Origin of the sequence: Bacillus sp. KH172YL63, assembly GCF_011398925.1 — a bacterium.
Taxonomy (GTDB): domain Bacteria; phylum Bacillota; class Bacilli; order Bacillales; family Bacillaceae_B; genus Rossellomorea.
Window position 1 is genome coordinate 669,871 of record NZ_AP022842.1, and the last position, 20,162, is coordinate 690,032.

The 20,162-nt window shown below is 47.6% G+C and carries 17 protein-coding genes and 1 pseudogene; 11 read left to right on the plus strand and 7 right to left on the minus strand.

Annotation, left to right across the window (positions count from 1 at the left end; genetic code table 11):
- Nucleotides 1-6: 6 nt before the first annotated feature.
- The 6 genes from KH172YL63_RS03300 to modB are packed head-to-tail and all read left to right on the plus strand — an operon-like array spanning nucleotide 7 to nucleotide 3,994.
- Entirely contained in the window at nucleotides 7-1,317 is a 1,311-nt protein-coding gene (locus KH172YL63_RS03300; RefSeq protein ID WP_173104774.1) for a molybdopterin molybdotransferase MoeA, read from the plus strand.
- Nucleotides 1,298-1,771: a molybdenum cofactor biosynthesis protein MoaE gene (locus KH172YL63_RS03305; protein WP_173104775.1), complete on the plus strand. Its 474-nt coding sequence runs from the start codon at nucleotides 1,298-1,300 to the stop codon at nucleotides 1,769-1,771. Before KH172YL63_RS03300 ends, KH172YL63_RS03305 begins: the two co-directional genes overlap by 20 nt.
- Entirely contained in the window at nucleotides 1,768-2,001 is a 234-nt protein-coding gene (gene moaD, locus KH172YL63_RS03310) for a molybdopterin converting factor subunit 1 (protein ID WP_173104776.1), read from the plus strand. The genes KH172YL63_RS03305 and moaD overlap by 4 nt, the downstream gene beginning before the upstream one ends.
- Before the next feature lie 15 nt (nucleotides 2,002-2,016).
- Complete coding sequence (locus tag KH172YL63_RS03315) at nucleotides 2,017-2,526, plus strand: MogA/MoaB family molybdenum cofactor biosynthesis protein (RefSeq protein WP_173104777.1); 510 nt, start codon at nucleotides 2,017-2,019, stop codon at nucleotides 2,524-2,526.
- 17 nt (nucleotides 2,527-2,543) lie between these two features.
- Nucleotides 2,544-3,335 (plus strand): molybdate ABC transporter substrate-binding protein, encoded by a 792-nt coding sequence (gene modA / locus KH172YL63_RS03320; RefSeq protein WP_173104778.1) that lies wholly within the window; start codon nucleotides 2,544-2,546, stop codon nucleotides 3,333-3,335.
- Nucleotides 3,335-3,994 carry a molybdate ABC transporter permease subunit gene (gene modB / locus KH172YL63_RS03325; RefSeq protein ID WP_173104779.1) on the plus strand — a complete coding sequence of 220 codons (660 nt, stop codon included), beginning with the start codon at nucleotides 3,335-3,337 and terminating at the stop codon, nucleotides 3,992-3,994. The genes modA and modB overlap by 1 nt, the downstream gene beginning before the upstream one ends.
- A 39-nt stretch (nucleotides 3,995-4,033) precedes the next feature.
- Here modB and moaC read toward each other — a convergent pair whose 3' ends face one another.
- The gene (gene moaC, locus KH172YL63_RS03330) at nucleotides 4,034-4,534 is read right to left on the minus strand and encodes a cyclic pyranopterin monophosphate synthase MoaC (RefSeq protein ID WP_173104780.1); all 501 of its coding nucleotides are present in this window, start codon (nucleotides 4,532-4,534) and stop codon (nucleotides 4,034-4,036) included.
- 73 nt (nucleotides 4,535-4,607) lie between these two features.
- On the opposite strand from moaC, the gene mobB reads away from it, so the two are divergent.
- Both mobB and mobA read left to right on the plus strand, forming a co-directional pair.
- The gene (gene mobB / locus KH172YL63_RS03335; protein WP_173104781.1) at nucleotides 4,608-5,108 is read left to right on the plus strand and encodes a molybdopterin-guanine dinucleotide biosynthesis protein B; all 501 of its coding nucleotides are present in this window, start codon (nucleotides 4,608-4,610) and stop codon (nucleotides 5,106-5,108) included.
- Between the two features lie 23 nt (nucleotides 5,109-5,131).
- On the plus strand, nucleotides 5,132-5,695 hold the full coding sequence (gene mobA / locus KH172YL63_RS03340; RefSeq protein WP_173104782.1) for a molybdenum cofactor guanylyltransferase: 564 nt from the start codon (nucleotides 5,132-5,134) through the stop codon (nucleotides 5,693-5,695).
- Nucleotides 5,696-5,796: 101 nt separating this feature from the next.
- Here the strand turns inward: mobA and KH172YL63_RS03345 are convergent, their stop codons facing one another.
- The 6 genes and pseudogenes from KH172YL63_RS03345 to KH172YL63_RS03370 form a co-directional block, all read right to left on the minus strand.
- On the minus strand, nucleotides 5,797-7,476 hold the full coding sequence (locus tag KH172YL63_RS03345) for a hypothetical protein (protein WP_173104783.1): 1,680 nt from the start codon (nucleotides 7,474-7,476) through the stop codon (nucleotides 5,797-5,799).
- Between the two features lie 221 nt (nucleotides 7,477-7,697).
- On the minus strand, nucleotides 7,698-9,419 hold the full coding sequence (locus KH172YL63_RS03350; RefSeq protein WP_173104784.1) for a pyruvate oxidase: 1,722 nt from the start codon (nucleotides 9,417-9,419) through the stop codon (nucleotides 7,698-7,700).
- Between the two features lie 373 nt (nucleotides 9,420-9,792).
- On the minus strand, nucleotides 9,793-10,581 hold the full coding sequence (locus tag KH172YL63_RS03355; protein WP_173104785.1) for an endonuclease/exonuclease/phosphatase family protein: 789 nt from the start codon (nucleotides 10,579-10,581) through the stop codon (nucleotides 9,793-9,795).
- Between the two features lie 3 nt (nucleotides 10,582-10,584).
- Nucleotides 10,585-12,220: pseudogene (locus tag KH172YL63_RS03360) on the minus strand (PTS transporter subunit IIBC).
- Between the two features lie 291 nt (nucleotides 12,221-12,511).
- Nucleotides 12,512-14,428, minus strand: a complete 1,917-nt coding sequence (locus KH172YL63_RS03365; protein WP_173104786.1) for a heavy metal translocating P-type ATPase — start codon at nucleotides 14,426-14,428, stop codon at nucleotides 12,512-12,514.
- Nucleotides 14,429-14,641: 213 nt separating this feature from the next.
- Nucleotides 14,642-15,826 carry an MFS transporter gene (locus tag KH172YL63_RS03370; RefSeq protein WP_173104787.1) on the minus strand — a complete coding sequence of 395 codons (1,185 nt, stop codon included), beginning with the start codon at nucleotides 15,824-15,826 and terminating at the stop codon, nucleotides 14,642-14,644.
- Between the two features lie 128 nt (nucleotides 15,827-15,954).
- Here KH172YL63_RS03370 and KH172YL63_RS03375 point away from each other — a divergent pair, with 128 nt between their 5' ends.
- From KH172YL63_RS03375 to KH172YL63_RS03385, 3 genes are all read left to right on the plus strand, one after another.
- Nucleotides 15,955-16,338, plus strand: a complete 384-nt coding sequence (locus tag KH172YL63_RS03375) for an OsmC family protein (RefSeq protein WP_173104788.1) — start codon at nucleotides 15,955-15,957, stop codon at nucleotides 16,336-16,338.
- A 119-nt stretch (nucleotides 16,339-16,457) separates the two neighbouring features.
- Nucleotides 16,458-17,516 (plus strand): calcium/proton exchanger, encoded by a 1,059-nt coding sequence (gene cax, locus KH172YL63_RS03380; protein ID WP_173104789.1) that lies wholly within the window; start codon nucleotides 16,458-16,460, stop codon nucleotides 17,514-17,516.
- Between the two features lie 120 nt (nucleotides 17,517-17,636).
- Nucleotides 17,637-20,153 (plus strand): MGMT family protein, encoded by a 2,517-nt coding sequence (locus KH172YL63_RS03385; protein ID WP_173104790.1) that lies wholly within the window; start codon nucleotides 17,637-17,639, stop codon nucleotides 20,151-20,153.
- Nucleotides 20,154-20,162 lie beyond the last annotated feature (9 nt).

The following is a 20,162-nucleotide window of genomic DNA, read 5'->3' on the forward strand; positions in this document are numbered from 1 at the left end:
GGAGCTATGGTGAAGAAAAGAAGTCCGATCAAAGTACATGAAGCCATTGAACGGGTAATGACATTTGCAAAACCCGGCAGTGTGGAATTTGTTCCGATTGAACAAGCGAATGGACATTTTCTGGGGGAAGATCTGCTTGCCGATCACGATGTCCCAAGCTTTAACCGCTCTCCGTACGACGGATTTGCCCTCAGGTCCATCGATACACAACAAGCTTCTGCCGATCAACCGGTCCAATTCAAAGTGGCCGGTGAAATCGGGGCTGGAAGTGTTTATGAACCTACGGTCGCGTCAGGGGAAGCGGTCCGCATTATGACCGGCGCTCAAATTCCAGAAGGCTGTGACGCAGTCGTCATGCTTGAGCTGGTCAAAGAACTGAAAATCGACGGAATGGATTTCATCCAATTGAAGCGGGCCTATCCAACGGGTGCCAACATTTCATTCAAGGGTGAGGATACAAAGCGGGGGACGGTCCTTGCAGAAAAGGGGACCTTTATCAATCCCGGCATCGTCGCACTGCTTGCGACCTTTGGATATAAAAGCGTGCCGGTCAGCAGAAAGCCGAAGGTAGGGGTGATCGCGACGGGAAGTGAGCTGTTGGAAGTCGATGAACCGCTTGTGCCCGGCAAAATCAGAAACAGCAATGCCTATATGGTCAATGCCCAAATTGAACGTGCCGGAGCGCTGCCTGTCTATTTAGGGCAGTTCAGCGATGATTTTGATACGTGCTACGAGAAGGTAGTGGACGCCCTTTCGAAAGTCGATATCCTCATTACGACCGGTGGCGTTTCTGTAGGGGATTATGATTACTTGCCGGCAATTTACGAAAAGCTGGAGGCGAATGTCCTTTTTAATAAGGTAGGGATGCGACCGGGAAGTGTCACGACGGTTGCCGAGAAAGACGGCACATTGTTGTTCGGATTATCAGGGAATCCTTCCGCCTGTTATGTCGGATTTGAACTCTTTACAAGACCAGTCATCCGTACTTCCATTGGATGTGAAAATCCGTTCATAAAGAGCATCACTGCTGCACTTGGTGCAGACTTCACCAAGCCGAATCCATTTGATCGCTTCGTGAGGGGCCATATGGCATTCCAAGACGGAGAAGTGAAGGTGTATCCGAATGGTCTGGATAAGTCAGGGTCTGTCGCTTCTTTGGCGGGGACAAACGTACTCATCATTTTGCCCGCCGGGACAAGAGGATACGAAAAGGGGATGAAAGTGAGTGCTCTCCTCCTTGAAGACCAAGAAGGATCCGCATCATACCGTTACAAAGAAACGGGAAAGGGGAATGGACGTGAAAGAAGTACTTTTTAACGTGACAGACGAACCGATCGAGCTTCAAGAGCTGGTGGATAAGGTTACGAGAAGAGAAGCAGGGGCTGTCACGACGTTTATCGGAACGGTCCGGGAATGGACAAAAGGGAAGAAGACCGTTTATCTGGAGTACCAGGCGTATAAACCGATGGCGATCAAGATGCTGCAAACGATCGGAGATGAAATCCAAGCCAAATGGCCAAACACCATCGTTGCGATTACACACCGTGTCGGAAGACTCGATATTTCAGACATTGCCGTGATCATCGCTGTTTCATCCCCCCACCGAAAGGCTTCTTATGAAGCGAATGAATACGCGATTGAACGGATAAAGCAAATCGTGCCGATATGGAAGAAGGAGCACTGGGAAGACGGGGAAACGTGGATTGGCGATCAATTGGAGAATGTTCCATATCCGGAAGGAAAACCTAAGATAAAGGATGAAACCCAATGATAACAGTATTACTTTTTGCCCACCTGCAGGAAGAAGCAGGCACTGACAAGCTCTCATTACCAATGGACGGGGTGACGATTGAAGAATTGAAGGCTGAGCTTCAAAACACCCACCATCTCACACGTTTGGATGCTGTAATGGCAGCAATCAATGAAGAATACGCAGGAAATGAAGATACAGTCCAATCAGGTGACACCGTGGCATTGATTCCACCTGTAAGCGGCGGATGATGAGGAGGGAAAGACATGCTGAAAGAACATAGAAGAAAGTCTCCGAAAATCGTTCAGTGTGGAATCATCACAGTAAGCGATACGAGGAATCAAGAGACTGATAAAAGCGGGAAGCTCCTTCATGAGTTATTGAAGGAAGATCATCACGACATCCTTGCGTATGACATTGTCCCTGATGAAAAAGGGCTCATTCAGGACGCGGTGAAGCGTCTGGTGGAGAATGAGAAGATTGAAGCGATCATCATCAATGGGGGAACGGGAATTGCCAAGAGGGATGTCACGATAGAAGCGGTGCAGCCTTTACTTGAGAAGGAAATCCCCGGCTTTGGAGAGTTATTCCGCTATTTGAGTTACGAGCTTGATATCGGTTCTGCAAGCATGCTTTCCCGTGCGATTGCAGGAGTCGCAAATCATACAGCCATCTTTTCCACTCCCGGTTCAAGCGGTGCGGTCAAGCTTGCGATGAATAAGCTGATCCTGCCTGAGCTTGGCCATATGGTCATGGAGCTCAACAAAGACTTGTAGAATAAAGGATGAACACATTGAAACGGATCAGTATTTCTCTCATACTATTTTCAATATTATTCATATTCGGGTGCAGTCCTTTTACAAAAGATACAGACGCACCTGTCAATATTACGGTCTCTGCTGCCTCGAGTATGACCGAAAGCTTAAATGAATTGAAAGACAGGTTTGAAAAAGAGCACCCTGACATTTCCGTCACGTATAATTTTGGCGGCACCGGCACCCTTCGGAAACAGGTGGAGCAGGGAGCACCGGTGGATCTGTTCTTCCTGGCCTCACAAAAAGATTATGTACTTCTTGAGGAAAAGGGCTTCATACAGAAGGGATTCCCGATCTTTGAAAATCGCCTTGTGTTGATAAAGCACAAGGAGGTGGCAATCGACAGTTTCGATTCTTTCCTGTCATCGGATGAAAAAGTTGCCATCGGTACGCCGGATGCCGTTCCAGCCGGAACCTATTCAAAGCAGATGCTCCAGGCTGTCGGTGCGTGGGATATGTTGTCAGGGGATAACCGCCTCGTATTCGCAAAAGATGTTCACCACGTGCTGAATTTGGTGGAAACAGGCGCAGTTGATATCGGCTTTGTATACGCCAGTGACACACTCCATGCCGACAATATCGACATCGTGGAAGAAATCGATCCAGAATTACATGAACCGATTACATACTATATGGCTGAGATTGACGGCCGCGGGTCCTCGAATGAAGATGAGATTGAAACCTTCTATGAATATGCACTGTCTGCCAAAGGGTTGAAGCTGTTCAAATCATATGGTTTTGCAGCCGAGAAAAAGTCGGGTGGCTCTTGATGGAATGGTCCTGGTTTCCTGTTCAATTATCCATTACCGTCGCGTTAACGGCGACCGTGATCACATTCATACTGGGGCTTACCGCCGCATACGGGGTGGCGACCAGGAGGATAAAAGGAAAAGCGGTCATCGAAACGATTTTCTTCATGCCATTGGTGCTGCCGCCTACGGTCATCGGCTTTATTCTCATTGTTGTATTCGGAATGAACAGCCCCGTCGGACAATGGGTGGAGTGGATGACCGGCAGAAGCCTGTTATTTACGGCGACTGCCGCCACCATCGCTGCCACAGTCGTGGCTTTTCCGTTGATGTATCAGTCGATCAAGACCGGATTTCTGTCAGTGGATCAACAAGTTGTCGATGCCGCCATGGTCGACGGGGCATCTGAAGGGAAGCTGTTGACCCATATCATCCTGCCGTTATCCCACCGATCGATTATCACAGGCGTGATCCTCAGCTTCACGCGGGCATTTGGGGAATTTGGGGCGACCCTCATGTTTGCAGGAAACATACCGGGCGTCACGCAAACGATCCCAACGTCCATTTACCTTGCCCTCGAAACAGGTGAAACCCGGATTGCCTGGTATTATGCGCTGATCAGCATCGGGATTTCATTTCTACTCCTGCTATCCATCAACCGGACGAAGGGCTCTTCATAAAGTCGTTTCCTTCGGCTGCAAAAAAAAGGACGCCGGAAATCATTCCGGGTCCTTCTCCATACGTTTGAAATCACCATTTTTGCCGCCGCTCTTTTCAAGTAGATAGGTGGGACCGATGATCATTCCTTTGTCTACTGCTTTACACATATCATAGACAGTCAGCGCTGCTACGGAAGCGGCCGTCAATGCCTCCATTTCAACACCCGTACTGCCGACCGTTTTCACCTCGGCTTCGATCACCAACTCATAGCGTTCTTCTGAAAGAGACTCCCAGTTGAAAGTAAGATCAACCCCGCTGATTGGAATCGGGTGGCACATCGGAATGACAGAGGATGTCTGCTTGGCTCCCATGATGCCGGCAATTTGGGAAACGCCCAAAACGTCCCCTTTTTTATTATTCTGGTGAATGATGTTCTCATATACTTCTTTCGTCATTTGCACACTTGAACGGGCCAGCGCCTTTCTGGCACTTTCTTTCTTATCGCTGATATCAACTATCTTGGCTCTGCCGTGATCATTGAAATGAGTGAATTCGCTCATGCTGTATCATCCTTTAATATAGAAATAGTCTAGTTTCATCCTATCACAAGTAGAACAATTAGGAGAGATTAATATGTTCATTTTTCAGATTGCCGGATATAAGCGGAGCGGGAAGACAACATTGGTCAGTGGGCTCATCCAATTCTTCTCGGAAAAAGGGTTCAAGGTTGCGAGCTTGAAGCATCATGGTCATGGAGGAACCCCTGCCGCTGTTGAAAACACCGATACGAGAAAGCATGAAGAAGCAGGTGCCGTCATGACGGGTGTCGAAGGGGAAGGGGTCTTACAACTGACCATGAGCAAACCCTCATGGAAACTGGATCAAATCCTCTCATTCTATCAGCTGATGGAGGTTGATGTACTTCTGATTGAAGGCTATAAGGAGCATGATTTTGATAAAGTGGTGCTGATACGGGATGATCACGACCTGCCGCTGCTGGACCACTTATCAGGAATCAAAGCAATCATGACACCATTGCCATTGAAACATGAAGACTATGACATACCGATCTTCAGGTCGGATGAGACAGAAGCGTTTTGTGAATGGCTGGGAGAGAGGGTTGAAGATTTATAATATAAAAGAAGGAAGTGGTGTTTATGACAATAGAATGGACAGGCATCCTGCTGGCAGGAGGCGAATCAAGGAGATACGGTTCTCCGAAAGCTTTTGCCAAACGGGACGGAAAAGCCTTTTATCAATATTCCCTCGATGCGTTAAAGCCCCTTTGTTCGTCGATCATCGTCGTGACCCGGCCTGAACTTCTCCATTTGTTCGATGAGGCGCAAGGAATCGGCATCATGACTGATAAGGAAACGTACAAAGGTCAAGGCCCACTCGCAGGTATATTCACCGCCATGGATGAAGGGGATGCTGAATGGTATATCGTGCTGCCGACGGATGTGCCTTTTATCGGGGAGAAGATTTGCCGGTACTTGATGGAACAAATAGAACCGGGTGTGGAGGCAGTGGTCCCGGTCGCAGCAGGCAGGGAACAGCCGCTTATCGCTGTGTATCATCACACCGTGAAAGATGTAATAGAAGGTCAGCTGTCCTCAGGGAAAAGATCTTTAAGAAGCCTCTTTACACACATCAACGTGAAATATGTTCAAATGAAAGAGGAAGAGTACTTCCGCAATATCAATCGACCGGAAGATTTATAGCCCATGAAAAAATCCGAACGGACTCGAAGCCTGCCAGGCATGTCGAGAAACCGTTCGGATTTTCTTCTGTTCAATCATCTTGTTTCAGTGCTGGATGGATTCTACAATCCGTCAATCGTCAGTTCTTTCACAGGCAGGAATGCTTCTCCCGTATCCAAGTAAGTGACGTTCACTTTGTCATTTTCCTTCAGATAGATGGCAAGCAAGTTGTTTTCAGAAGAAACGATATAGTTCTTCCCATTATCGAGCAGGAAGGATACGACGGTGTAATCACCTGACTTTTCCTTGTAAACCCGGACGACCGTGCCGTTGGCCTGCTTTTCCTCTGCCTTCGAGCTGCCGTCTACGCTGCCGCCGCCACGTTGAAGTGCTGTTTTATAAGCTTTAAGCGCCTGGTTCGGCGTACCTGCATACGCAGAAATTTCCGGATTGGCAGCCGATACGATGAAATAGTTCTGTAAGAAGCCATTGGCATCAAGGACAGGTGTCAGCCAGCTTGCTTCTCCGTAGAAGTTATACAGAACCGGCATTTCCCCGTCCCATTTCTTCTCGATGAATTTCTTCTGGATGATCTGCAGGGCACCTTGGGAATCCATATAAGATTCTTCAAGATTACCTGTGTAGAATGTCGATTCACCGGTTCTTGAGTTTGTCAGGGAATAACCCAACATGGAATCGACGCCTTCTTTCGGCGATGTGAAATCCGTGAAGTAGTACATGTCGCCATTTTCGTCAAAAATAGGGCTCACGTTCGCTTCCGTTCCTTCATCTGAAGGAAGCTTTACATCAGACTTACCGAAGCGGCTGTTCCAGAAGCCTTTCACATAATTACCGAAATAACTGTTCTGAAGGCTGACCGTTTCAGGTGAGACGGCTCCGTCGATGAATGCCGGAACCTCGTCAATCTTATATGAGTCGGTTTTACCGGTTTTCGGATCCACCATGACGATCCCGTCAACTTCAAATCCATTCCGTGCAGAAATGAAATCCCCGTACGTCTGGATGTAGAACGGCTTCCCATCATCATCAATCTCAAGCTGGACATCTCCATTGAAGATTTGCTTCGGATAGTTCAAACGGATATGCCTTTCGATCTTTTTATTAAAGAAAGCGGAAGGTGTGTAAACCATTTCTTCCTTGATGAATTTAGGATTCGCATTGGAATCGGTGGCACTCAGCTTGAAGTACCCAGGGGTAACGTCCCCTTTGAACCATTTGAAAAATCCTGAGAACTCGACAGGTGCAATATACACATATTCACCGTCAATCTTCTGGATCTGCAGATTCCCAAGCTCGTAATAACTGGTGTTCGGAACCTGACCGAATGCTTTCTTCATTTTATTCCGTGCAAACTGTGGAGGGACGCTTGCAGGCGTCTCTTTCTCATCAAACGCCTGGATTTCCGTTTTGACCTCCATCTTGGCTGATTCAAACTTCTCATCGGCATTAAAGATGAACGCAGTCATGAAGTAAGCCCCGACACATAAACTTGCCAGGAACAATACCCCTTTCGCCATTCGCTCCTTGCCGGTCGCAAGTGTTGCCCCGAATCCAGAAGCGACAATCAGGAAGATCCACACACTCGTGAAATTCTGATCCAGATTCGTCAGGTAATAGCTGACAAATACCACCACGGTGGCAATCAGGAATGTTCCCCCAAATAAAGCAGTGAAGGAAGGATATCCCTCTTTTTTATTTTGCTTTTTCATGATAGTGACCGGTACAAGCAAGAGCGCCATCACCAATCCGACAATCACTGAAAATAGTAATATGTTTCCCATAATGTTCCCCTTTCAAGGTTGTGATTCTGTTTATAGTGTATATACGGATGAGGGGGCGGGAAGGTTTCAAAGGATTTATTGGGTGGGGGAGATTATTACCGGAGATCGGCCGGTGGTTGTGAACGGACAACACTTGGAAAGTGGTATTTACAAATAAACCGGACGATGATTCGACCCCGAAAATGGGTTTCGAATCATCGTCCGGTTTTTACCCACGCCTGTTAAAACAGACGTTTCAATGCCTTCCGCAATGGCGGCATGTCAACTTCATGATCTTTGAAAAACTTTTTCATGACGTGCTTGGAGTATCCTTTCGCTTGTTCAAAATTGATTTTCCCCGGAAGCGGTGGCTGATCTTCAATGACGCAGTCGATGATGACCGGTTTGTTTGATCTGAGAGCCATGTCAAAAGCCGGCTGCAGGTCTTCATGCTTGATGACCCGGTATCCTTCCCCGCCACATGCTTTGGCAAATTGAGCGAAATCGATGTCTTCTAGATCGGTTTCATATTCCAGATGTCCGCTTGCTTCCTGTTCGTATTTGATCATACCGATTTTACGGTTATTTAAAATCACGACGATAATCGGAAGCTTGTACTTAACCGCTGTAACGAAATCCTGCATCACCATGGTAAAGCCACCGTCTCCGCACACAGCGATCGCCTGGCGTTGAGGCTCCGCAAGGGCACTGGCGATTGCTCCGGGAAGGCCGCAGCCCATCGTCGCCATCCAGCTTGAGAAAATCATCCGTTGATTGGTGACTTTGAAATGCCTGGCTGTCCACACCGTCACATTTCCCACATCGACGGATAATGTGGCATCATCAGCAGCGATCTTCCTAAGGGCTGCTATGACCTGGGGAGGCTTGATAGGTGGGGTATCCCCCGATTCATCTTTTTCAACATGCTTCCACCAATTCTTCATATTAGATTGACACTCTTCCAAAAAGGATCTGTCTTCTTTACGTGTCAACTGCTCATTCCACTGTTTCAACACAAGCTTTGAATCCCCGACGATGCCGACGGAAACCGGATAACGCTTTCCGATTTGAGCAGGGTCAGCGTCAATCTGCACTGCCGGCGTATCATCAGGAAGGAAATCACGATACGGGAATGAAGTCCCGATCATGATGAGCAGATCGGCTTCTTCCATGGCTTCATAAGCAGGCTTTGTCCCGATCTGTCCCAGCTGCCCGAGGTTGTGGGGATGTTCATCCGGGAGGGTTCCTTTGGCTGGAAGTGCAAAGATGACCGGAGCTGCGATCTTCTCAGCAAAGCTCTCAAGCTCCCGGGCGGCATGCCTGGATCCGGTTCCTGCCAGGATGACGGGACGTGTCGCTTTATGTACCAACTCCATCCCTTTCTTGACATCCTGTTCAAGGGGTGCGGCGATGGTGGCAGCAGGGATGCTGGATGTATCCTTCACGCCAACGTCGATCTTTTGTGCCGGGAGATCATCCGGGATGATTAACACAGATACCCCTTTCTTTGCATAGGCGGTACGAATCGCCTGATTCATCAGATCGGGGAATGCTTCAGGTGATGAGACACGTTCACAGTAGACTGAAACATCTGCAAACAATCGGTCCAGATGAACCTCTTGAAACGAATCCATCCCGAGCTCATCCGTCGCCACCTGACCGGCAAGAACCAACACAGGAGCACTGTCAGCTTTTGCGTCATACAACCCGTTTAATAGATGGATGGCTCCGGGTCCGCCGATGGACAAACAAACCCCGATGTTTCCAGTGAGCTTTGCATAAGAAGAGGCAGCCAGTGCCGCGACTTCCTCATGCCTGACCTGAATGAAGTCAATCTCCTCTTTCTCACTCCGCAATACGTCGACAAAGTGATTGATTGAATCACCGGGAAGACCAAATACATGCTTAATATTCCACGTTTCCATGATATTCGCTGCAACCTGCCCTGCGCGTTTTTGAGCCATGGTAGAACCTCCTTTGATTGATATAGTGATTTGTACCACTGATGGGGATTTGCTAAACGTTGGGGGGAGTGGGGGCTTTGGCGAAACCGGGAGAGCTGGGTGAAAAGGGGTTTCGATGTTAAAGCTGGGATAACAGCGTGAAAAGGGGTTTCGGCGTTAAAGCTGGAATATCAGTGCAAAAAGAGGTTTCGCCGTTATATCCAGGATATCGCCGATAAAAATGATATTTCGCCGTTAAATCAGAGATATCGCCGTTAAAATGAAATTTTCGCCGTTATATCCAAAATATCGCCGATAACCATCCCCCACACCCCTCTCATCAGCAGCTAATCCCCATAAAAAAGCAGCCGATCAAAGATCAGCTGCTTTTTCATTACCCAAGAACCACTTCCACGCCGAAATGATCTGAAATAACGGGTTTATTATCCGAATTAAAGATGACTTTTGAGGATGTCACCGCCGTTTTTTCGCTGGCAAGGATGAGGTCGATGCGTAAATTGTGTTTATTGTCGTCCCAGCCGGCGATTTTACCTTCGACGGTGATGCCCTGGTCATGATCGGTTGCTTCAACGAATGTATCGACAAGCCCTTTTGACATGAGGTAATCGTAGCCTTCATGTCTGACATGTGCGTTGTTGTTGAAGTCCCCCATAAGGAAGAAAGGTGTTTCTCCGGTCACTTGTTCCAAGAGGGAATCGACCTGGTATTTAAATGGTTCTTCTTCATCCGACCACCAGCCGAGGTGGCAGGAGTAGAAGGTGAGGGGGGTTCCTTCATATAATATGGTGGCCCCTACGATTTTACGGGTCTTCCAGTATGATTGATCCTCACTCTTTGATATGAAAAAGGAGTGTTCTTTCACTACCGGGTGCTTCGTCAAGAGGGCGACGCCTTCCTCATAAACGTCGTAGCCGATATGGGCGAAGTCCCAGGTGAGTGAGTAATCGGTGACGCCGCGTTTTTTCAGTTCGTCGAGAAGGACGACGGCGTAATTGTCCCGTTTCACGAGCCCGTGGAGGATGTCACTGTCGATGAGCTGACTGACTTCCTGAAGGGCGATGACATCGTAGGATTTTTCCGCGATGTCATCTGCTAAAATAGCGATTTTTTCGAGCTGGTTGTTTTCTTGCCATGAGTGGCAGTTCAACGTGAGTAATTTCATAGATCAGGCTCCAAGGAGGTCTTGGATATCAGACTTGATGACATCTGCTTTTGGACCATAGATGGCCTGTACGCCTTTGTCTTTCATGATGAGGCCGAGTGCCCCGTTTTTCTTCCATTCCTGTTCGCTTCCGACAAGGCTTGTATCTTTTACCGTGACACGGAGGCGGGTCATACACGCATCCACGTCGACGATGTTTTTCTTTTCCTCCAAGCATGGCCACCACTTGTGGTGCGATGGAGTCGGCACTGACGGTTGCTCCGCCTGATGAAGCTTCATCTTCGATATAGTTACCGTTTCGGCCAGGTGTCGGGAAGTTGAACTTCTTGATCAGGAAGTTCGCAACCGTGAAGTTCAAGCCAAAGAATACGAGACAGGCAATGACGAAGTTTACCAGGTCGAGCCACAGTCCTGCTTTAATGATCATCGGCACACGGGTCAACAGCTCAATTGATCCAAATGAATGGAGGCGGATGTGAATGAGATCCACAATCGCGAATGCAAGACCGGTCATGACTGCATACACAACATATAGAAGCGGTGCAGCGAACATGAACATGAATTCGATCGGCTCTGTGACACCGGTCAGGAATACTGCCAGGCCGGCAGAGAAGAACATGGATTTGTATTTCTTTCTTTTATCTTTATCCACATTGCGGTACATGGCATAAGCGATCCCGATCAATGCAGCGGAAGAAAGGATCATTTGACCGACTTTGAAGCGGGCAGGTGTGACGTCTTGCAGAAGCTGGTTGTAGCTTGCTGTGTCACCTGCAGCCAGGAAGTTGTTCAGGTCGGCGATCCACGCAAGCCATAATGGGTCTTGTCCTGCTACTGTCGATCCAGCGCTAGAACCTGTCAGGATCGTATAAGTCCCGCCAAGTTCCGTGTAGTTGATTGGAACCGTTAACATGTGATGCAATCCGAATGGCAACAGCAGGCGTTCTAAAGCACCGAATACAAATGGTGCAATGATCGGTGCCGAGTTGCGGGAAGTTGCGATCCATTGACCGAAATCATTCAATGCTCCCTGGATGAACGGCCATACGAGCGCCATCACGATTGCGATCACAACGGAACCAAGGATGACCACAAATGGTACGAAGCGCTTTCCGTTGAAGAAGGAAAGGGCATCCGGCAATTTACTGTAGTTATAATATTTGTTGAATAGGTTGGCACCAAGGAAACCTGAAATGATGCCGACGAATACGCCCATATTTAATGCGGGTGCCCCAAGCACCGATGTGAAATAATCTGAAACGATCAGCGTCTGGCCGAATAGGGAGGAGACGGTTGCTTCCGGATCTCCGAGCATATCTCCGCTTACGCCGAAGATCGCCCCTGTTATGCGGTTGATCAGGATGAAGGCGATCAGTGCGGCAAATGCCCCGCCGGCACGCTCCTTCGCCCAAGATCCACCGATGGCTACTGCGAACAGGATGTGAAGGTTCGTGATGACACCCCAACCAATGTCCTCCATTACTCTTGCAATCGTTTGCATTAATGTGATGTCTCCACCCATCATCGCAATCAATTTACCGAGGGAAATCATGATTCCTGCAGCGGGCATGACGGCTACGACCACAAGCAGTGCTTTACCGAATTTTTGCCAAAAATCAAAAGACAGTACATTCTTCATAAACTCATTTCCTCCTTTAATACCAATCTATTGGACTATTTTTTCTATGACTTCTTATATGTGTGCGTTTACATTTCAGGGTAAATTGAAATGAGAGAATACACCTTCTGTGGAACAATCTATTATGTAAATATTTTACGAACAAAAGGATGCAACCGTTTGCACTAACTAACTACACACATTTTATGATATCCCTTTCAAGAAAGCAACAACAAAATATTATTTTAGTAAAATATTGTAGGGGGGGTGCCAAAAAAAGCACCCAATCCTGAAGATTGGGTGCGAAGCTGATTATTTTAACAGGCGAAGCCCGTTTAGGATGACGAGGATCGTACTTCCTTCGTGGCCGATGACCCCGTATGGGAGGTCAAGGATTTGCAGGAAATTTGATGCAATGAGCAGCATGATGACGGCGATGGAGAAGACGACGTTCTGCTGTACGATCCGTTTCATTTTTTTTGAAAGTTTGATTGCTTCTGCAATTCGGGTAAGATCGTTTTTCATCAGTACGACATCTGCCGTTTCCAATGCGACATCGGTACCTTCACCCATGGCGATCCCTACGTTGGCAGTTGCCAGTGCCGGGGCATCATTGATCCCGTCTCCAACCATCCCGACCGTACCGAATTGATGTTTCAGCTTTTTCAATTCGTCTACTTTCGTTTCCGGCAGGCACTCGGCGATAAAAGAGGAGACACGTGCTTCTTCTGCAATGGCACGGGCTGTTTTTTCGTTATCTCCTGTAAGCATGATTGTCTGGACGCCTTCAGCTTTGAGAAGATTCAGGGCTTCGATCGTTTCTTTCCGGACCACGTCTTTCAGGGCGATCATGGCGACGATATCCTGTTCTATTGCAACAAATACCGTAGTTTTTCCTTCAGAGGCGATTTTTTCATAGGCACCGTTCATAAATTGACCTGCCTGTTTTTGGCCCACAAAATCTGGTTTACCGATCTTCCACGTGGCACCATCCACAACAGCTTTCACGCCCCAACCGGATACATCTTCAAGGGAGTCGGGCTGGAACATGGTGATATCTGCGCTGCGTCGTACATGTCCGACGATTGCTTGTGCGAGAGGATGATTGGATTGGCTCTCAATGGAAGCGACGGTGCGCAGCACGTCATGTTCATTCATTCCTTCTGCAATCAGGACATCGGTCACTGCCGGCTTTCCTTTTGTCAGCGTACCGGTTTTATCAAAGGCAATCGCCTTGATATTGCTCAAGTTCTCAAGATGGGCACCGCCCTTGAACAGGATACCGTGACGGGCACCGTTTGAAATGGCCGATAAGCTTGCCGGCATGATCGCCGCGACGAGTGCGCATGGTGATGCAACCACAAGGAGAACCATCGCACGGTAGAAGGTTTCCGTCCAGCTCCATCCAAGGATGAAGTGAGGGAGGAACATCATCAGGAATACAACGGCGAGTACGACTTTGACATACGTTCCTTCAAAACGTTCGATGAACTGCTGGGAAGGGGACTTTTCGCTTTGTGCCGATTGGACAAGGTCGATGATTTTTTGGAACAGGGTTTCGCTGCTCGGTTTCGTCATTTCAATCGTGATGGCACCGTTGATATTGACCGTCCCGGCGAAAACTTCATCTCCGTCTGCCTTTGTGACCGGAACGGCTTCACCGGAGATGGCCGCCTCATCAATGGACGATCTCCCTTTTACCACGACACCGTCCGTCGGTACCCGCTCACCGGGCTTAATCAGGATGTGGTCACCGATTTTAAGTGTCGACACGCTTACTTTCTTTTCTCCCGATCCGGTAACCAGCCATGCTTCTTCAGGCTGAAGCTCCATGAGGGCTGAGATTTCCTTTTGACTTTTATTCATCGTATACGTTTCAAGTGCGCCACTCACGGCGAAGATGAAGATGAGGATTGCTCCTTCTGTCCAGTAGCCGATGATAGCTGATCCTACAGCGGCAAAGATCATGAGCATTTCTACATTCAATTCTTTATTTTCGATGGTTTCTTCGATTCCTTCTTTCGCTTTGGCAAAACCGCCGATCGCAAAAGCCAGGATATAGAAGAGGACGCTCAAGCCCGAATCTTGCTTGGCCGTCAGCCATCCAAGCAGGATGAATACACCGCTGATAACGGCGGCGATCAATTCGGCATGGGGTTTTATTTTTTCAAGTAAGTTCATTTTTTCATCTGGTGAATGCATTGACAGGGCTTTGGATTGTGAACTCATTACTATTTCCTCCTTAAGGTAAATGAAAATATGGGTTTCTCATTGAGAATAATAATCAACGTCAATACCCCTATAAAACGACGAAAGCTGCCACCAGTAAAAGGTGACAGCAAAACTGCACGTGCTCTTAGTTGAAGCTATATGAAGTTATTAATTTATAATCATTATAATCTAATCCTATCACATGTATATGAGGAAGGAAAGCTTTTTGTGCTAGTTGTTCTGGGTTATTTCTCCACGTCGGTGTTGGAATGTGAAGACGAGCAGGCTGATAAAGATCAGGAACATCATAAAGGCGATGAGGTAAAAGAAGCTCGAGCCTTTTAACCAGTCGATCGTAAGCCCTCCAACAAATGGTCCGATCATGCTTCCGAAGCTGAAGAAGATCCCGCACATGATATTACCGGCAGGAAGCAGCTCTTTCGGCAGCAGGTCAGTCATATAGCTGATGCCGAGTGAAAAAGTAGAACCGACGGCCATGCCGGCCAGCGTGAAGCAGATGAATAAGCCGGTGGTGGAGCCAGATACAATGCCTGCCGCGGAAAAGCACAGGAAGCCGATCATCATCACCGTCAGAAGGACAGGCTGCCTTCCATGTCTGTCACTGAGCATGCCGAGTGGGACCTGGGAGATGATGCTTCCGATCGCAAATGCCGGCAAGAGGATTGCGACAGCGTCAATTGATAAGCCGTTCCGGAGGGCGAAAACGGGAAAGTTCCCATTTAAGGACGCTTCCAGAAATCCATATCCAAGCGGGGGAAGCAGCGCTGCCCATGCATAAGTAAGTACTTTTCCAAACCGGTGGAAGGAACCGAGGAATGATGCGCTGCCGATTCCTTGGTCTTCCGGAAACTCGTTTTTCAATTTAAAGACGAAAGCCCACACCGTTACACTTAATAAGGAAGAAATGACGAACGGAAGGGCTTGGTGGATGGAGATGAGCTGAGTCATCATCGGCCCGGCGGCAAATCCAATCCCGAATGACACACCGTATATGGAAATGTTACGTCCGCGGCGCTCCGGCGGTGAAAACGATGTGATCCATGTCTGGGTGGAAAAGTGAAGCATCTGATCGCCTATCCCGATGAACATGCGGAGGATGAACCAGAACCAAAAGGACTGCCAAAGCGGGAATAATAAGAGCGAAAGGGCGACGATGATGCCTCCGATGATGATCATCGGCTTGTAGCCAATTCTCTGCAGTGGCCTTTCCATTAAAGGCGAGGCCAGAAGTATGCCTATATAAAGGGCGGTTGCATTTAACCCGTTCAGGGAGGAGGAAAGTCCGTCCTGCTCTAATATGATGGCGATGAGCGGCAGGAGCATACCTTGTGAAAAACCTGATATGGCGACGATCGCTACCAGCACCCTGAAACGGAAGGATAGTGATTCATTCATTGTGAAAACTCCCAATCATTGTGGATATCTTTCTTGATGGTACCCCCAATTTCAATGTTTGGCAATACGAAGGGAATAGAGTAAAATCAAAACATCAACGAAGTATATAAGGAAGGAATGATGATTTTATGGAATATATCATGCAAGACGGAGGATTTTACACAGATTTAGGGTTTGGCAAACTGGAAGTATCGGGTAACGAAGAATATGGCTTCCGTCCCTACCAACTGATGGTGTCATCAGTAGCAGTCTGCAGCGGCGGCGTTCTCCGCAAAGTCCTGGAAAAAATGCGCATCCAAATTGACGACATACATATCAAAGCAGACGTCACCAGGAACGAACAAGAAGCCAACCGCATCGAAGCCATCTCCCTCCACTTCACCATTCGAGGGACGGACCTTAATGAAGCGAAGATCGAAAAAGCGATGAAGCTGACTCGGAAAAACTGCTCCATGGTCCAATCGGTGCAGGACAGCATCAAAATTGAAGAAACGTTTGAGCTGGTAGGGTGATATTTCTTTGGGGACGGACCTCAAATAAGGGATTTTCTTATGTTTTCAGGTGCGTTTGAGGTCCGTCCCCCAACTCTAGTCCCCCAACTCTAAATTTATAGCAAAGGGTGATCGTATACGTGAATAGGGTGTTTACTTTGCTGGTATTTGCAGGGGTACCGGTTTCGGTGATCGGTTCTCTGCTTCATTGGCCTAGTGTGATCATGTTTGTGATTTATTGTGTGACGATTATTGCACTGGCAGCCTTTATGGGGCGGTCGACGGAAAGCCTGGCGGTTGTGTCCGGCCCCCGGATCGGCGGTTTGTTGAATGCAACATTCGGGAACGCGGTCGAGTTGATTATTTCGATTTTCGCCTTGAAGGCAGGGTTGATCGGGGTTGTGCTTGCTTCCCTGACAGGGTCTGTCCTTGGGAACCTGCTTCTTGTTGCCGGTTTGTCTTTCTTTGTGGGCGGCATCAAGTACAAGCGCCAGAAATTCAATGTATATGATGCCCGTCACAATTCAGGACTTCTTATGTTCGCAGTGATTGTGGCGTTCGTCATACCGGAAGTGTTTTCGATGGATATGAACGAAACGAAGACGATGAGCCTATCAATCGGTATCTCGGTCATCTTGATCGCCCTTTATTTATTTGCTCTGTTCTTTAAACTCGTGACCCACCGTGGGGTGTATCAGACGGAAAGTGGGGAAGACGGACACGGTCATGACGAGGAACCGGAGTGGAGCAAAGGAAAGGCACTGCTGATCCTGGCTGCCTCAACGGTTGCAGTCGCCTATGTGTCAGAACGTCTTGTTCATACGTTTGAAGAAGTCGGTGAAGCGTTTGGATGGAGTGAACTGTTCATCGGGGTCATCATCGTCGCCATCGTAGGGAATGCCGCCGAGCATGCTTCTGCCATCATCATGGCTTATAAAAATAAGATGGACGTGGCAGTGGAGATCGCAGTTGGATCAACCCTGCAGGTCGCCATGTTTGTGGCACCGGTCCTTGTATTGATTTCCTTATTCTTTGAGAAAAGCATGTCCCTTGTGTTTACTTTACCGGAACTAGTGGCGATGGTGTCGGCGGTCCTCGTCACGATCATCATATCCAATGATGGGGAGACGAACTGGTTTGAAGGCTTGACCCTTCTGGCGGCCTATTTGATCATGGGAATCGGATTTTATCTATTATAATGGAAGGCCCGGCAGAAGGATGTCGGGCTTTTTTTTATGGGTGAATGAAAAATGTGGGAACCGCCTACTCATTTTGGAATAAAATAACAAGATAGTTTTTGGATAAAGGAATGAGTATAGGTGAGAAAAAAGAAAAACATGTCTCCCGGTAAAATCATTGACTGCAAACTTGACATCCCACCACGCGGATGCTCTGGAATTTTTCCTTATGATGGATGTGAAGATCCGACACTCCAACTAGATGATATCGATTCGATCAGCTGTGAAGGGGTGATCAGCGGCAGGGTGCTGTGTGATTATCAGCCCCTTCAAGGTGTGACGGTCACCCTTGCGTCATCGTTCCCCGGTCTCACTTTTGAAAATGCCCAGCCGGTGACTGACAGTACGGGAAGGTTTCAAACAAGAGTAACAGTGAATCCAGGTACGCCGATTACGCCTAATGTGATTGTTTCGGCGACGGCAGTTGTAATTGGTAAAACGATACGGGATTCTATTTCAATCAGAGTGGATTGTATTAAATGTAAGAATCCCGTGCTTATATTGGATTCCATCCCTTGTCCTGTCAAATGCAAGGGCGCGCAGATCAGTGGAAGGCTCACATGTGATGGAATGGCGATTGGTGGTGCTGCTATTAGCTTTATTATAGAGTCGGCTTCAAATCGAGTCGTCATCACGCCAAATCCTGCCATTACCACAAATGACGGCAGATACACGGCAACCCTGGTCCCATTTCCGGATATAAATGAAACCATTACGATCACAGCCACGACAAAGATTGGGGGTAAACAGGTATCCTCTGAAATAAGAGAAGTGAATGTGCATTGCGTCAAATGTAAAAATCCTTCCATACAATTGAAAAAAATAAAAAAAATCGATTGTCGGGCCATTGTATCAGGTAAAGTGACGTGTGATGGGGTTCCTCAGCCAAATGTCCCTGTCACACTATCCGGTTCTTCCATACTGGCGTTTGACCCTATAAATCCTGTTACGGATGAAAATGGATTTTTCTCTTCTTCTATAACAGTAGAGGAGGGCACACCTTTTCAAAAGGCTGTCTATACAGCGACAGTGAAAATCGATGGGAAATTGATCAGTGCCACAGATACCGTGAAAGCAGGCTGTGAAAAATGCAGAAAGCCAAAATTAACATTAGAAGTTCCCTGTGAAACCGTCACATGCAAGGGGGCGAAATTGACAGGTAGATTAACGTGCGACGGTGTGCCTGTTCAAGGTAAAAGTGTTTCATTCATTATTTCGGCTTCCTCTCCAGATATAGTGGAATTACAGCCCAATCCAGCGATAACCGACCAAAACGGAAATTATGTTACAAAGCTCGACGTATCCCAGGGTGTGATGGAAACCATTTCTATCAAGGCGGTAGCGACTATTGATGGAGCCCCTGTTATTGCGTTTGCAAAAGTTACGATTGATTGTCGGTGTGAAAATCCCACCTTCCATATGAGAAAAATAAAAAAACTTGATTGTAAGGGGATCGTGTCTGGTTGCCTGACTTGCGATGGAAAGCCTATATCATACCAAACAGTATCCTTCTCCAGCCCTGTTTTAACATTTAAACCACGGGCAGTCGAGACGGATGAAAACGGTGAATTTTCAACCCTTGCCTTTGTACCACCGCATCCGCCCTTTAGGGAAGTTCCTTATACTGTGTCAGCAAAGGTAGAAGGTAAGCCTATTTCTGAGGTGTTCTTCGTATATGCAGGTTGTCAGCGATGCGATCATCCTAAGTTGACGTTGTGTGTTCCAGACTGTATTGATTGCGAGGGTGCGAAAATTACAGGTGAATTCTCATGTAACGGCCGGCCTGTAGGAAACGCAAAGATCGAATTGAAAGTATCCCCCAAGGTAGCGACGATCAATCCTGAAAAGGTGATAACCAATGAACATGGTGAATATGAAGCATGGATCCATCCTGATGGGGATGTTAATGAAGATGTATTGATTCAAGCAACCGCACGCTTAGAAAAAAAGGAGATCGTTTCTGTAAATAAAATGACAAAGATTCATTGCATTTGCAAACATCCTGTGGTGGAACTGGATTCTGTCACAGAAATTATTTGTTGTGGAAGGATCGGAGGGACCGTCCTCTGTGACGGAATCCCGGTCCCGGATATTGATATTGAGCTTGACAGTCCGCTTCTTGAATTTGAAAAGAAAATGGTAACGACGAATGAACAGGGCAGGTTTTCAAGTGAAGTCACAGTGCCGGAAGATACAGACTTTCAGGAAATCCCTTATACTGCGACAGCCATTGTTTCGGGAGAAGTGATTTCTGCAAAGGGCTTTGTGTACGGAGGGTGTCTTCTATGCGAGGATCCTGACATATCACTACGCGTTCCGTTGTGCATCGACTGCAAAGGGGCAACGATCACTGGTAAAGTAATGTGTGATGATATCCCCCTTGAAGGAGTGAAAGTCTTCTTTGAAGTGATGGAGAAAGATTTGAAAAAAATCATCCAGCCAAACCCTGCGGTAACAAATGCATCCGGCAAATATTCGGCGAGAATCACCTCTGTCCACGGAATGGATCACTGTCTCACCCTCAGGGCGGGAATACTTTGGGGAGGCAGGAAGATTTACACCAAACCGTTTTATACAATCATTGAATGTACGTGTTAACCACCAACA

Bases quoted from the DNA above. Each gene is read 5' to 3' on its own strand.
- moaC (WP_173104780.1), bottom strand. From the start codon at position 4,534: ATGAGCGAATTCACTCATTTCAATGATCACGGCAGAGCCAAGATAGTT.
- KH172YL63_RS03345 (WP_173104783.1), bottom strand. From the start codon at position 7,476: ATGGGAAACATATTACTATTTTCAGTGATTGTCGGATTGGTGATGGCG.
- KH172YL63_RS03300 (WP_173104774.1), top strand. From the start codon at position 7: ATGGTGAAGAAAAGAAGTCCGATCAAAGTACATGAAGCCATTGAACGG.
- KH172YL63_RS03375 (WP_173104788.1), top strand. From the start codon at position 15,955: ATGGAATATATCATGCAAGACGGAGGATTTTACACAGATTTAGGGTTT.
- KH172YL63_RS03365 (WP_173104786.1), bottom strand. From the start codon at position 14,428: ATGAGTTCACAATCCAAAGCCCTGTCAATGCATTCACCAGATGAAAAA.
- mobA (WP_173104782.1), top strand. From the start codon at position 5,132: ATGACAATAGAATGGACAGGCATCCTGCTGGCAGGAGGCGAATCAAGG.
- KH172YL63_RS03315 (WP_173104777.1), top strand. From the start codon at position 2,017: ATGCTGAAAGAACATAGAAGAAAGTCTCCGAAAATCGTTCAGTGTGGA.
- KH172YL63_RS03370 (WP_173104787.1), bottom strand. From the start codon at position 15,826: ATGAATGAATCACTATCCTTCCGTTTCAGGGTGCTGGTAGCGATCGTC.
- KH172YL63_RS03355 (WP_173104785.1), bottom strand. From the start codon at position 10,581: ATGAAATTACTCACGTTGAACTGCCACTCATGGCAAGAAAACAACCAG.
- moaD (WP_173104776.1), top strand. From the start codon at position 1,768: ATGATAACAGTATTACTTTTTGCCCACCTGCAGGAAGAAGCAGGCACT.
- mobB (WP_173104781.1), top strand. From the start codon at position 4,608: ATGTTCATTTTTCAGATTGCCGGATATAAGCGGAGCGGGAAGACAACA.
- modB (WP_173104779.1), top strand. From the start codon at position 3,335: ATGGAATGGTCCTGGTTTCCTGTTCAATTATCCATTACCGTCGCGTTA.
- KH172YL63_RS03350 (WP_173104784.1), bottom strand. From the start codon at position 9,419: ATGGCTCAAAAACGCGCAGGGCAGGTTGCAGCGAATATCATGGAAACG.